General features: G+C 58.8%; 11 protein-coding genes and 3 tRNA genes. 4 read left to right on the forward strand and 10 right to left on the reverse strand.

The window, feature by feature from the left end; all coding sequences use genetic code 11:
- The 10 genes from FEF26_RS00450 to FEF26_RS00495 form a co-directional block, all read right to left on the reverse strand.
- Window positions 1-852, reverse strand: coding sequence for a carbohydrate ABC transporter permease (locus FEF26_RS00450; protein WP_138251564.1), 852 nt, complete (start codon window positions 850-852; stop codon window positions 1-3).
- A complete protein-coding gene (locus FEF26_RS00455; RefSeq protein WP_243730320.1) occupies window positions 852-1,832 on the reverse strand; it encodes a carbohydrate ABC transporter permease in 981 nt (326 codons plus the stop codon). Before FEF26_RS00455 ends, FEF26_RS00450 begins: the two co-directional genes overlap by 1 nt.
- Complete coding sequence (locus FEF26_RS00460; protein ID WP_424991711.1) at window positions 1,829-3,112, reverse strand: extracellular solute-binding protein; 1,284 nt, start codon at window positions 3,110-3,112, stop codon at window positions 1,829-1,831. The genes FEF26_RS00455 and FEF26_RS00460 overlap by 4 nt, the downstream gene beginning before the upstream one ends.
- Before the next feature lie 142 nt (window positions 3,113-3,254).
- Window positions 3,255-4,547 carry an ATP-dependent Clp protease ATP-binding subunit ClpX gene (clpX, locus tag FEF26_RS00465; RefSeq protein ID WP_138251566.1) on the reverse strand — a complete coding sequence of 431 codons (1,293 nt, stop codon included), beginning with the start codon at window positions 4,545-4,547 and terminating at the stop codon, window positions 3,255-3,257.
- 114 nt (window positions 4,548-4,661) lie between these two features.
- Window positions 4,662-5,273 carry an ATP-dependent Clp protease proteolytic subunit gene (locus tag FEF26_RS00470; protein WP_138251567.1) on the reverse strand — a complete coding sequence of 204 codons (612 nt, stop codon included), beginning with the start codon at window positions 5,271-5,273 and terminating at the stop codon, window positions 4,662-4,664.
- 50 nt (window positions 5,274-5,323) lie between these two features.
- Window positions 5,324-5,932, reverse strand: coding sequence for an ATP-dependent Clp protease proteolytic subunit (locus tag FEF26_RS00475; RefSeq protein WP_138251568.1), 609 nt, complete (start codon window positions 5,930-5,932; stop codon window positions 5,324-5,326).
- Window positions 5,933-6,106: 174 nt separating this feature from the next.
- On the reverse strand, window positions 6,107-7,519 hold the full coding sequence (gene tig, locus FEF26_RS00480) for a trigger factor (protein WP_166432851.1): 1,413 nt from the start codon (window positions 7,517-7,519) through the stop codon (window positions 6,107-6,109).
- Between the two features lie 133 nt (window positions 7,520-7,652).
- Window positions 7,653-7,726, reverse strand: a tRNA-Pro gene (locus FEF26_RS00485).
- Window positions 7,727-7,902: 176 nt separating this feature from the next.
- A tRNA-Lys gene (locus tag FEF26_RS00490) sits at window positions 7,903-7,975 on the reverse strand.
- Between the two features lie 111 nt (window positions 7,976-8,086).
- Window positions 8,087-8,629, reverse strand: coding sequence for a hypothetical protein (locus FEF26_RS00495; RefSeq protein ID WP_138251569.1), 543 nt, complete (start codon window positions 8,627-8,629; stop codon window positions 8,087-8,089).
- A 52-nt stretch (window positions 8,630-8,681) separates the two neighbouring features.
- Between FEF26_RS00495 and bcp the strand changes: the two genes are divergently transcribed.
- From bcp to FEF26_RS00515, 4 genes are all read left to right on the forward strand, one after another.
- Complete coding sequence (bcp, locus tag FEF26_RS00500; protein WP_138251570.1) at window positions 8,682-9,149, forward strand: thioredoxin-dependent thiol peroxidase; 468 nt, start codon at window positions 8,682-8,684, stop codon at window positions 9,147-9,149.
- 85 nt (window positions 9,150-9,234) lie between these two features.
- Window positions 9,235-9,316: transfer RNA gene (locus FEF26_RS00505), tRNA-Leu, on the forward strand.
- Window position 9,317: 1 nt separating this feature from the next.
- Complete coding sequence (locus tag FEF26_RS00510; protein WP_138251609.1) at window positions 9,318-10,967, forward strand: ABC transporter substrate-binding protein; 1,650 nt, start codon at window positions 9,318-9,320, stop codon at window positions 10,965-10,967.
- A 62-nt stretch (window positions 10,968-11,029) separates the two neighbouring features.
- Window positions 11,030-12,553: a malate:quinone oxidoreductase gene (locus FEF26_RS00515; RefSeq protein ID WP_138251571.1), complete on the forward strand. Its 1,524-nt coding sequence runs from the start codon at window positions 11,030-11,032 to the stop codon at window positions 12,551-12,553.
- Window positions 12,554-12,561 lie beyond the last annotated feature (8 nt).

The raw sequence follows: 12,561 nt of genomic DNA on the forward strand, positions 1-12,561 counted from the left end.
CTAGCCCTTGACCGCGCCCTGGGTCAGGCCGGAGACGATACGCCGCTGGAACAGCAGCACGAGTATGACGACGGGTATGGTGACCACAATCGCCGCCGCTGAGATTGCACCGGTGGGTTCTTCGAATTGGCTTGCACCTTGGAAGAACGCCAGGGCGGCCGGAACTGGCCGCGCAGACTCGGTCGAGGTCAGCGAAATTCCGTAGACGAAGTCATTCCATGCGATGAAGAACGCCAGGATAGCGGTGGTGAAAACTCCCGGCGCTGCGAGGGGAATGATGGCTTTGCGAAAGGCTTGCCACTGGGTGGCGCCGTCCACCTGCGCTGCTTGCTCCAAGTCCCAGGGAATCTGCCGGAAGAACGCGGAGAGGGTCCAGATGGAGATCGGCAGAGTCAGCGACAGGTAGGGAATGATGAGGCCCAGCCAGGTGTCGTAGAGCCCAATTGTCCGCCATAGGTTGAACAGTGGGGTCACCACGGAAATCACCGGGAAGATGGACACCGCCAGCGCTGCTCCGAGAATGATGCGCTTGCCTGGGAAGTTCAGCCGGGCAATGGCATAGGCACACAGTGTAGCCAGCACCACTGCTATGAAGGTAGCTATCAGCGTGATTCCGATGCTGTTGCGCAACGAGGTCAGGAACAGTTCCTGCGCACTGCCCACAAAGATCATCTCGTAGTGCGTCAAGGTCCAGTTGGCGGGCCAGAACGTGGGGTTCCCGAGATCCGCTTGAGTCTTGAAGCTGTTGGCGAAGATAGCTGCCACGGGGAAGAGCGCATAGAGTAGGACGAGGACGGTGGTCACTGCCCAGCCAATCTTCTGCCGGCCGGTGAGGCGCTTTGAGCTGGCCATCACTTCCCCCCATCTTTTTTGCCACTGGATGAGTCAGTCCCACTGGCGAGATCAACTTTGAAACCTTTCACAGCGATCACGCACATCAACAGCACGCAGATGAACAGGACGACTGACACGGCTGAGCCGAGGCCGATCTCGAGCCGTGAGATCGATTGGTTGTAGGCCAGCAGAGACAGGACCTCGGTATTGGCATCGCCGCCGGTCATAATGAAGACGTTGTCGAATATTCGGAAAGCGTCCAGGGCGCGGAACAGGACAGCCACCATGATGGCGGCCTTCATATTGGGGATGATGACGCGAGTGAATTGCTGAACTTTCGTCGCTCCGTCGACCCGGGCTGCCTCGACCAATTCGTCCGGTACCTGGGCCAGGCCAGCCAGAAGGAGCAGTGCGATGAAAGGAGTGGTCTTCCAGATCTCGGAGGCCATGATGACCGTGATGGCGGTCCCGAAGTTTGAGAACCAGTCGAGATCGCTGTCAATCCCGGGGACCCAACTCAGCCATCTGTTGACGAAGCCCGAGTTGATGTCGAACATGTAGTACCAGGCGAAGGCTGAGACTACGGTAATGATTCCGTAGGGCACGAGGATCGCGGTTCTCAGCAGCCCACGCATGGATTTCAGAGCCCGGTGCATGACCAACGCAAGCGCGAAACCGAGGACGAGCTCCACTGCCACGGTCACTACTGTGATCAGCAGGGTGACGCCGAATATCCTCCAGAACATCCCGTCGGTGAAGAGCAGGAGATAGTTGTCAAGGAAGACGAACGAGCGCTCATCCGGTGCGGTGAGCCGGAAGGAGAAGAGGGAGTCGAAAGTCGCTTGCGCGATGGGATAGGCGGTGACCGCCATCATCACGAAGAATGCCGGCCCGGCTAGCATCCACCCCAGCCGTATTTCGGCCTTAGTGCGGTCGGATTTTCGCGGGCGTTTGGTGGCCTGTCCGTTCTTGCGGGTGTTCTCGGCAGTGGCAGTCACAGCAGACGCTCCCCTCGCAGGACTTCCATGATGTATGAGTCAGTCTCTGCCGGTGTGGTGTCCGGGTCGACTCCGGAGAGCGGAGTGAACCGACCTTGGATGGATTCGGATATTTCGTTGTAGTAAGGGGTTTGCGGCCTCGGCGCTGCGCTGTCGAGTGCTTCCCTGATCACATCGGCCATGGGGAAGTCTTCTTCCACACGTGGATCGTCGAACGCTGATTCGGAGGAGGGTGGGTTGCCGTTGGTGACGAAGTACTCCGCTTGGTTCTCGGGGGTTACGATGCACTCGATTGCCTCGTAGGCCAGTTCTGGGTGTTCAGAGTCTGCGCCGACTCCGAGGTTGATTCCGCCCAGCGGGTGGGCCGCTGGAGTATCGGCGTCGACCCTGGGGTAGAGCGCCCATCCGATGTCATCGGGGACATCAGCGTCGATGCTGCCTTCTTCGGCAGCAGAGTTGGTCGCCGCCCAGACGAATGGCCAGTTGACCATGAAGGAGCCGTTGTCACGTTGGAACAGCAGCATGGACTGGTTCTCATCCATCGAAGCGATGCCGGGGCCTCCGAGGCCTTCCTGCCCGATTCGCGAGATGATACTTGCGGCGTTCGCTCCGGATTCAGAATCGAGATTGGTTTCAAGCTCCTCGGCGGATGCTGATGGGTCCACCAGAATGGACTCTTCCTGCGATTCCACCAGGGCGTTGACCCATACCGTCATGGACTCAGCTCGGACCCCCTGGACCCCCAGGTACTTGTCCTGTTCTGCTGCGGCATCCATAATCTCGTCCCAGGTGACGGGTTCGCCCATGTCGAGCCCGGCGGCTTCCGCGACAGATTCGCGGTACCAGAGGATCTGTGTGTTGGCCCAGAAGGGGATAGTGACGAGCTCGTCGCCCCACATAGCTCCTGCCAGCGCGCCATCCAACGTGTCTTCAGTGGTGCGTTCGGCCACGTCTTCAGGGACTGGTGCAAGGAAGCCTGGGGTCGCGAGTTCCGGGATGAAGGGTGGGTCGATGCTCATAATATCCAGGGACGAGTCCCCGGCAGCGAGACGCCGCGCCAACTGCTCGCGTTGAGCCGGGGCGTCCATGGGAAGCAGGGATGTTTGGATGCGGTATGCGCCGTCGGCCTCTTCTGTGCATTTCTCTGCCAACGCCTGCTGGCCACCATCATCGGGATTGATATACCAGGTGAGAGTGGTGACTCCGTCATCGCCTCCGCACCCTGCCAAGAGCAGAACTGCTGCGGCGGCAGCCGCACCTGCTGATCGTGCTTTCACCAGTACTACACCTCCTCGTTGAGGTGACACGCGTCACGTTCTATAAAGTGAACATTAGTACCAGTTGCCAATAAACGGAAGTCATAGCGGATAACAGTTACTGACTCGTCAATTAAGCGGCCTTTTTCTGGCCCTCCGAGTGAGGTTAGGCGGACTTCTTGCGGAGCTTTTTGGCCTCATCCCGCGTGGTCAGCAGCGGCTCTGCACCCTCACGAACAACCTCACCAGTGATCGTCACGACCGCAATATCATCGCGGCTGGGCAGATCGAACATCATGGGGTTGAGCACATTCTCCAGAATGGAGCGAAGCCCGCGTGCGCCAGTGCCTCGAAGCTGGGCCAGTTCCACCACTGCTTTGATGGCGTCATCGTCGAACTCAAGCTCCACGTCATCGATGGCGAACATTTTCTGGTACTGCTTCAGCAGCGCGTTTCTGGGCTTGCTCAGAATGTCTGTTAGAGCCGCCTCATCCAGTTCCTCAACCGTGGCGACCACGGGAAGGCGCCCAATGAACTCAGGGATAAGCCCAAACTTATGAAGATCCTCAGGCTCGACGTCAGCGTAGCTGGCATCGCCAGGGACAATGGTCGACAAGGGCGCACCGAAGCCAATACCTTTCCGCCCGGCGCGCGACTCGATGATGTCCTCTAAGCCAGCGAACGCCCCTGCGACGATGAACAGCACATTCGAGGTATCAATCTGGATGAACTCCTGCTGGGGGTGTTTGCGTCCACCCTGCGGCGCCACGGAGGCCGTGGTGCCCTCCAAAATTTTGAGCAGAGCCTGCTGCACGCCCTCACCCGAGACGTCACGGGTAATCGATGGATTCTCTGACTTGCGGGAGATCTTGTCGATCTCATCAATGTAGACGATGCCGTGTTGGGCCTTCTTCACGTCACCATCGGCGGCCTGGATGAGTTTGAGAAGAATATTCTCCACATCCTCCCCCACGTAGCCGGCTTCAGTGAGACTCGTCGCGTCAGCGACGATGAACGGCACTTGGAGCTTCCTTGCAAGGGACTGCGCGAGGTAAGTTTTACCTGAACCGGTGGGCCCGACCATGAGGATATTGGACTTACCGATCTCCACCTCATCGAACGGCCCCTTTTCCAAGGAAGTTGTTTTTGAGGCTGAGCCGGTAGCTTGAATCCGTTTGTAGTGATTGTGGACGGCTACCGCGAGCGACCGTTTCGCCTTGTCCTGCCCCACGACGTACTCGTCAAGGAAGTCCTTGATCTCCTTGGGAGTCGGCAACTCAACCTCGGAGGTCTCTTGGACCTCGTTGAGGTACTCATCAATGATCTCGTTGCACAGCTCAATGCACTCATCACAGATGTAAACGCCGGGGCCCGCGATCAGCTTGTACCGCACCTGCTTCTGCGACTTGCCGCAGAAAGAGCACTTTAACAAGTCCGAGCTTTCACCTATTCGGGCCATGTGTGGGCAACCCTCTCACCGTGCAGATCGTTATGGGACTCTCTCAAGCCTACTTCAGACCCCGGACCTCCCCGGCAACCGCCACGGGCAGGTGACCCCGTCGGTGCAGCGACTTTAGGCGGGGAGCTTGCGCGAGCTCAGCACTTCGTCGACAAGTCCATAATCCTTGGCTCCAGCAGCCGAGAGGAACTTGTCACGATCGATGTCTTCCTTGATCTGCTCTGAAGACTTATTGGTGTGCTGGGCCAGAACGTCTTCCATCCACGTTCTGATGCGTCGGATCTCATCTGCCTGAATGGCAAGGTCGGTGGCTGTGCCTCTGGCTCCGCCCATAGCGGGCTGGTGGATCAGCACCCGGGCGTTGGGCAGCGCCAGACGCTTACCGGGAGTCCCAGCTGCGAGCAGCACCGCGGCAGCGGAGGCCGCCTGCCCCAGGCACACGGTCTGCACATGAGGGCGAATGAACTGCATCGTGTCGTAGATGGCTGTCATCGCGGTGAACGATCCACCAGGAGAGTTGATGTACAGCGTGATGTCACGCTCGGAGTCCATGGACTCGAGCACAAGGAGCTGGGCCATGATGTCATCGGCACTGGCGTCGTCCACCTGGGCGCCGAGGAACACAATGCGATCCTCAAAGAGCTTGGCGTAAGGGTCCTGGCGCTTAAAACCGTAAGGGGTCCGCTCCTCGAAGGAAGGAAGGATGTAGCGTGCTTCAAAATTCATCTCAAAGTCTCCTGTGAAGTCCTGGGGTTCCGCGGCGTCGTCGATTGTCCTCAGACTCCCCCGCCGCCGGAGACGGTCGAGGAGCGCTGAGCGATTTTGTCGAAGAACCCGTATTCCAGGCCTTCCTCTGCGGTGAACCACTTGTCACGCGCGTTGTCGTTGAGGATCGTCTCAACGGACTGCCCCGTCTGCTCAGCGGTGAGTTCAGCCATGACCTGTTTCATGTGTTTGATCAGCTCAGCCTGAATGCGAACATCGGATTCCGTGCCGCCGATGCCGCCGGAGGGCTGGTGCATCAGAATACGAGCGTTCGGTGTGGCGAAGCGCTTACCTGGGGTCCCGGATGACAGCAGGAACTGCCCCATGGAAGCGGCAAGGCCTGTCGCCACTGTCACAACATCATTAGGAATGAACTGCATAGTGTCGTAGATGGCCATGCCTGCAGTGACGGATCCGCCCGGAGAGTTGATGTACAGGTAAATGTCTCGCTCAGGATCCTCTGCGGACAACAGCAGCATCTGGGAGCAGAGGGTATTGGCGTTGTCATCGCGCACCTCTGACCCCAGCCAGATAATCCGCTCCTTCAGGAGCCGGTTGTAGATGTAGTTCTCTTGCGATGCCGGGTCCACGTTCGAGGCCGTGGGCAGCTGCTCTGACATCAAGTTCCTCCATACGTCTCTGACTGGTTCTGCTATGACATTACTGGAGACCGACGACGACGACACCGCTTGCGTTGGACTGTTCGCCCATGGCACACGGCAGATCAGCACTCCAGAGATGTGAAAGCGCCCCAGTCCGCTAGTGGACGGGGCGCTTTCACAGTTCCAGAAGTTCTACTTAGCCTCAGTCTGGTCCTCAGCAGAGTCGGTGTCAGCCTCAGTGGCCTCTTCTGACTCGCTCTCTGGGGCGTCAGCCTCGACAGCCTCAGCGGCATCCTGGTCTTCCTGCTCTTCGGCGGGGGTGACGAACTCAGTGAGGTCGACGGTCTTGCCTTCGGAGTCGGTGACTGTGGCCAGCTCCAGGACCTTTGCCAGAGCTTTGCGCCGGCGTACCTCGCCCATGATCATCGGGACTTGGCCTGCCTGGTCGAGCATCTGGGCGAACTGGTTCGGCTCCATGCCGTACTGCTGGGCGGTGGCGACGATGTATTCGATGATCTCGCCCTGCTCAACGCCGATCTCTTCCTTCTCAGCGATGAGATCCAGGACGATCTCGTTGCGGAAGGCTTCTGAAGTCTGTTCGCGAATCTCGGCCCGGTGGTCATCGGTGTCGTGGGAGTCACCTTCAGAGTGGCCCTGCGAGCTGAAGTGCTGACTGATCTGCTCTTCCACCACAGACTCTGGCACGGGCACCTCGACCAGGCTCATCAGTTTCTCGAGAACCTTGTCGCGTGCTTCCACACCTTGCTTCTCCAGCACTGTGGAGGCTGCTTTGCTCTTCAGGTCCTCTTTGAGCTCATCGATAGTGTCGAACTCGGAGGCCATCTGGGCGAAGTCATCGTCAGCTTCAGGAAGCTCACGCTCCTTCACCGCTGTGAGCGTGACCTTGGCGGTTGCCTCTTCACCAGAGTGCTCGCCGCCGGCCAGCGTGGAGTTGAAGGTGGCGTCCTCACCAGCGGAGAGCCCCTCGAGGGCTTCATCGAGACCATCGAGCATGGTTCCGGCGCCAACCTGGTAGCTGAGGCCGGTAGCGTTGTCGACTTCTTCCTCACCGATGGTCGCGGTCAAGTCGATTGTGACAAAATCGTCGGTCGTCGCTGGACGCTCGACGTCCTTAAGAGTTCCGAACCGCGAACGCAGCGCATCGAGCTCTTCCTGGACAGCTTCATCGTCTGCTTCGACGGCTTCGACCTCTACCTCGAGGCCGGAGTAGTCCGGCAACTCAACAGTGGGCTTGACGTCGAGCTCACCGGAGAACTTCAGCGTTCCCTCGTTGGTCTCGACGTCTGGGATTTCTTCGACCTCTACCTCAGGGCGGGACAGCGGAGTAATCTCCGCCTCGACCAGTCCTGCCTGGTAGAACTCCTGGAGTCCGTCGTTGATCGCCTGCTGAATCACGGCCTCGCGGCCGAACCGCTGGTCAATGATGGGCGCAGGAACTTTGCCCTTGCGGAAGCCTGGAATCTGAACCTGATTGGCGATGCTCTTATAAGCAGCCCTAATCTTGGGCTCGAGCTCCTCGCCGGACACCTCTACGGTGAGCTTGATTCGAGTCGGATTCAGTTCTTCGACGGTGCTCTTGACCACGTATGGGCTCCTGTTGCTGCGATTGCAAAACTTGACGTTGTACTGGGGCCAGATCCACCTGCGGTGAACAACAGGCCTCTGACGTTCTAGGCCGAAGATCACTGCCGCTGCACGCGGCCAACTTCGGACACTGTCGGGATGACAGGATTTGAACCTGCGACCTCTCGCTCCCAAAGCGAGCGCTCTACCAAACTGAACTACATCCCGTGGAGACCATGCTGCTCCGAAGAAATCCTGCACTCCGGGACACGGACCGGTCAACAGTACCGTGTCTTGACCCTTGGCCGCGAATCCTCACCCAAATCGGCAAAATTTCGCGTATGAACCAAGAAAGCCGCCGATCGTCATGACCAGCGGCTTTCCTCTTTGTGTTCCTTATTCCGTGGGCCCCGCGGGACTTGAACCCGCAACCTGCAGATTAAGAGTCTGATGCTCTGCCAGTTGAGCTAGAGGCCCTGGTTTAGCAGAACAAGGACACAAAGAAAGTCGCCCAGCCGGTGGGCAACGACACACAACATTAGCACCACTGGCAGATTCGCGCTAATTGCCGTCTAGGTGAGCTTTGTCTCAGCCTCGTTTGCGTTCCACAACGTCCATGAAGTGATCCAGGAAGGTGTAGAAGTCCTCCACATCAAACTGTTGATGAAGAGGGACACCCGGAATCTGCTCAAAGGTGACGAGGGTCTGCACATCTAGCTTCACACGCCGCCCTGTGGACAGAGCAATTTCGACTGTTGTGTCCTCAGAGGCCATACCCGCGAGATTCGTCAGATTGACCAGTACCGGCACTCGTGGAGAGGGGGGTGCGCCATCTTCATCCGGGGGAAGCAGCGCAGCCGGGTCGACAGGACAGAGGACCAATTCAGCAGGCTCGCGCCGATACCCCACGATGAGATGCCTTGCTGATTCCACAGCTTCTTGCGCGGAGAGCTCGGCGGCTGGGGCTTCGCTGCTCGACAGCAGCAGTTCCGGATGCTTCTCCCTCCCGAACAAGTTTGCCGCGTAGAGCAGGTTGTACGACCCGAAGTTCATCACAGACGCATCGAACACCGCCCGGAATGCTGCAACAAGCTGCTCTTCCTGAGGACTGCGCTCTGTGCGAATCACCATGGCGATAGTCTACGGGGGAGCACAGAAACGTCCCCATGATAGGAGCTCTTTCATGACTGAACGCCTCTCCCCCGGAGATACAGCCCCAGCTTTTACCCTGACCTCCGCCGATGGCAGCACAGTGTCCCTGGAGGACTTCAGCGGCCAGGACGTGATTGTCTACTTCTACCCGAAGGCATCCACCCCCGGGTGCACGACACAGGCATGCGATTTCAGGGACTCGTTGGAATCATTGAACGCGGCTGGATACCAGGTACTGGGCGTGTCTCCGGATCCTGTATCCGACCTCAAGAAGTTCGCGGACAAAGAAGATCTCAGCTTTCCGCTTCTCTCTGACGAAGGTCATGCGGTCGCCGAGGCATATGGCGCATGGGGCGAAAAGAAGAACTACGGCAAAGTCTATGAAGGCCTCATCCGATCGACCGTGGTGGTGGACGCCGAGGGAATGGTAAAAGTCGCCCAGTACAACGTGAAGGCAACAGGTCACGTGGCCCGCCTGCGCAAGGAACTGGCGGCATAGCGAGGCATTGAGCATTGCCCTCCAGCAAGGGCTGTACACTAGTGTGCTGCTGCGGCGTGCGGGTGAGCACAACGCGCAGCGCCTTGCGCGAGTGGCGGAATTGGTAGACGCGCTGGATTTAGGTTCCAGTGTCTTAGGACGTGGGGGTTCAAGTCCCCCCTCGCGCACGTGAACACTCTCTCCCGGCTCTCCCGGCGCCGGTTTCTCGGCGCCACGTCGGCAGCCGGAGCAGCAGCTGCACTTCACACGGCCTCGATCGGGGCAACGGATCAGAGGCCCGACCTCGACGTTGATGCTGACGATGACACCATCACGATAGCTGGTATCCATCGTCCACAGTCCCTGGACCCAGGTCTGGCAACTGATGCGGAAACTGAGCGGATTATCCGCCAGATCTACGAACCCTTGGTGGGTATCGACCAGGACACCGGCTCGTTCGATCCCTTACTCGCAGAGGAGTGGGAGATCAGTGACGATGAGCTGACGTACACATTCACGCTGCGCAGAGATGTCATCTTTCACGATGGATCCGAGTTGACCGCAGATGTAGTAGTCGAGAACTTCCGACGCTGGGGGCGGTTGGACTATCTCTACGGTTTCGGCAACATCAGCCAATCGACGCCACTGGCTTTCCCCACGGTTTTCGGCGGGTACTACGACAGCGATGAATGTGTGCTGGAGTCAGTCGAGGCTGAGGACGACCACACAGTTGTCCTGACTCTGTCCGAACCGGTGGTCTACCTCCTGCAGGCGCTGACCCTTCCAGCGTTCGGCATCGCCTCCTCTGAAGTGTTGGTGGACAGCGATCCAGGCCTGGCTTCCCGAACCCCGGTGGGTACTGGGCCTTACCAACTTGTCGAATCTGAGTCCGAGGACGCATCACGGCTTATCCTTCAGGCCTTCGACGACTACTGGGATTCAATGGACGGCCCGGCTGAGGTGATTGTTCGCCCTCTGCCGCACACCTTTGACCGGCTCCGTGAACTTCAGCGCGGTCAGGTGGATGTCTACGACCTGATCACTGCAGACAATCTTCGCTCCCTGGTTCAATCGGGTCGCATGATTCTCCAACGTGATCCGTTTTCGGTCCTGTACATGGGTTTCAACCTCGACCATCCCGTCATGTCTGATCTTGGAATTCGCGAGGCGGCAGCCCGAGCCATCAACCGCCCACAGCTGGTCGACAGGCTGTTCCTGGAAGGTTCCAGGGCCGCCTATCAGTTCACTCCGGCGGCACTGTCGGTCCACTCTGATAGTGCTCAGCAGTACAGTTACAGCCTCTCGGAGGCCCAGGAACTGCTGGAAGATTCAGATTACGACGACGAACCGCTGGACTTCTTCTACCCCATCAACACCACTCGAAGCTACCTGCCGCAACCGGAGGCCGTATTCGCCGCGATTGCCGCGGACCTGACTGCAGCTGGCTTCGTCGTTCGGCCCCGGCCCGTCCGCTGGGGCGACGGCTATGTGGACCAAGTGATGGGCGACTCTTCCCGAGCGCTGCATCTGCTCGGCCGCAACGGCGGATTCCGGTCGCCTCATGCCTTCCTCTCCCCGCTGTTCGGACAGCGCAGCCGAGAGTTCAACTTTCACGACGAAGACCTCGTCGATCTTCTCAATGAGGCACGCGCTGAAGCTGATGAAGAAGCACGCGCAGAGATCTACCGCGATGCCGCTGACCTGATCCAGGACCAATTGCCCGCCTTGCCGCTGGCTTACCCGATTTCAGGGCTGGCGTTGAACGCCCGGGTTGCTGATTACCCCATGTCACCGGTTCTCAATGAACGCTTCGCGGAGATCCGGCTCACCGGCATGTGATCTGCGAAACACAATTTCTTGCCGTGAAGCGCCAGCGGTAAAGTCTTGAGAGATCAGTTGCACTGTCTGCCACTAGAGGAGCCCCTGCCGTGAGCGAGTCATCGTCGACCCACGCCACCCAGCGATTCGATGTGATTCTCATCGGGGGTGGCATCATGTCCACCACGCTTGGAGCCATCCTGAAGGAACTTCAGCCGGATTGGAATATCGCTCTTTTCGAGAAGCTCGACGGCGTCGGCCAGGAGTCCTCGGACCCTTGGAACAACGCTGGAACCGGTCACACCGCCTACTGCGAACTGAATTACACTCCGCGTGGAACCGACGGCGAGATCTCGACCGCAAAAGCCTGCGGTATCGCGGATCAGTTCCATGTCTCGCGGCAACTCTGGTCCCACTGGGTCAAGGAAGGTGTGCTGGGATCGCCCCGCACATTCATCAACGCCCTGCCTCACATTAGCTTCGTGTGGGGAGAGAAGAACTCGCAGTATCTGCGTGATCGCTACCACGCCATGCGGGCTGAACCGCTCTTCTCCCATATTGAACACACTGAGGACCCAGACACGATCGCCGACTGGGCACCACTTCTGACCCGAGGACGCAACACCGACACCCCGGTCGCCGCATCGCGTTTCCAGGATGGGACCGATGTTGACTTCGGCTCCATCTCACGCCAACTTGCTGGCCACCTGGACGCACAGGGTGTCGAGCTGCGGTACAGCCATGAGGTTTCCAGTTTGGCCCGCGGCAACGATGGCCGTTGGGACATGAAGGTCAAGAACACCGCCAGCGGCGAAAAGTTCTCAGCAAGTGCTCGGTTCGTCTTCGTCGGCGCGGGCGGCGGGGCGCTCAGCCTCCTGCAGGCCAGTGGCATCGACGAGATCAAAGGCTTCGGCGGTTTCCCCGTCTCTGGGCAGTTCCTGCGCACCACAGAATCGGCCATCACTCAGGAGCATCACGCCAAGGTGTACGGCCTAGCCTCTGTCGGGGCTCCTCCGATGTCTGTGCCGCACCTCGACACACGCTTCGTCGAGGGTCGGCGCTCCCTGATGTTCGGACCATTCGCAGGATTCTCGACGAACTTCCTGAAGTCCGGATCCTACTTCGATCTGCCACTTTCGGTGCGCCGCCACAACCTGGTGCCAATGCTGCAAGTGGGAGCCTCAAACACTTCCCTGGTGACATACCTGATGAAAGAAGTGGCAAAGACCCACAAGAAAAAGGTGGAAGCCCTCCAAGACTTCTATCCAGAGGCTCACCAGGATCAGTGGGAACTGATCACTGCCGGCCAGCGGGTCCAGGTCATGAAGAAAAACGAATCAGGCAAGGGAGTGCTGCAATTCGGCACCGAACTGATCGCTTCAGCTGACGGCTCAATCGCCGGGCTGCTGGGTGCCTCCCCTGGTGCCTCGACAGCACCCAGCATCATGTTGAAATTGCTCGAGCGTTGTTTCCCCGGACAGATCGATGCATGGAAACCGCGACTCGAGAGCATGGTGCCCTCCTACGGCCGACTGCTCAACGATGACCCTCAGCTTCTGAAGGAAATCAGCAGTTCCACAGCGGAGACCCTTCAGTTGGATCTCTGATCAGCCAG

It is taken from the genome of Nesterenkonia salmonea (assembly GCF_005771525.1).
Lineage (GTDB): Bacteria > Actinomycetota > Actinomycetes > Actinomycetales > Micrococcaceae > Nesterenkonia > Nesterenkonia salmonea.

Coding starts and splice junctions, on each gene's coding strand:
- FEF26_RS00450 (WP_138251564.1), bottom strand. CDS start 852: ATGGCCAGCTCAAAGCGCCTCACCGGCCGGCAGAAGATTGGCTGGGCA.
- clpX (WP_138251566.1), bottom strand. CDS start 4,547: ATGGCCCGAATAGGTGAAAGCTCGGACTTGTTAAAGTGCTCTTTCTGC.
- FEF26_RS00470 (WP_138251567.1), bottom strand. CDS start 5,273: ATGAATTTTGAAGCACGCTACATCCTTCCTTCCTTCGAGGAGCGGACC.
- FEF26_RS00475 (WP_138251568.1), bottom strand. CDS start 5,932: ATGTCAGAGCAGCTGCCCACGGCCTCGAACGTGGACCCGGCATCGCAA.
- FEF26_RS00495 (WP_138251569.1), bottom strand. CDS start 8,629: ATGGTGATTCGCACAGAGCGCAGTCCTCAGGAAGAGCAGCTTGTTGCA.
- bcp (WP_138251570.1), top strand. CDS start 8,682: ATGACTGAACGCCTCTCCCCCGGAGATACAGCCCCAGCTTTTACCCTG.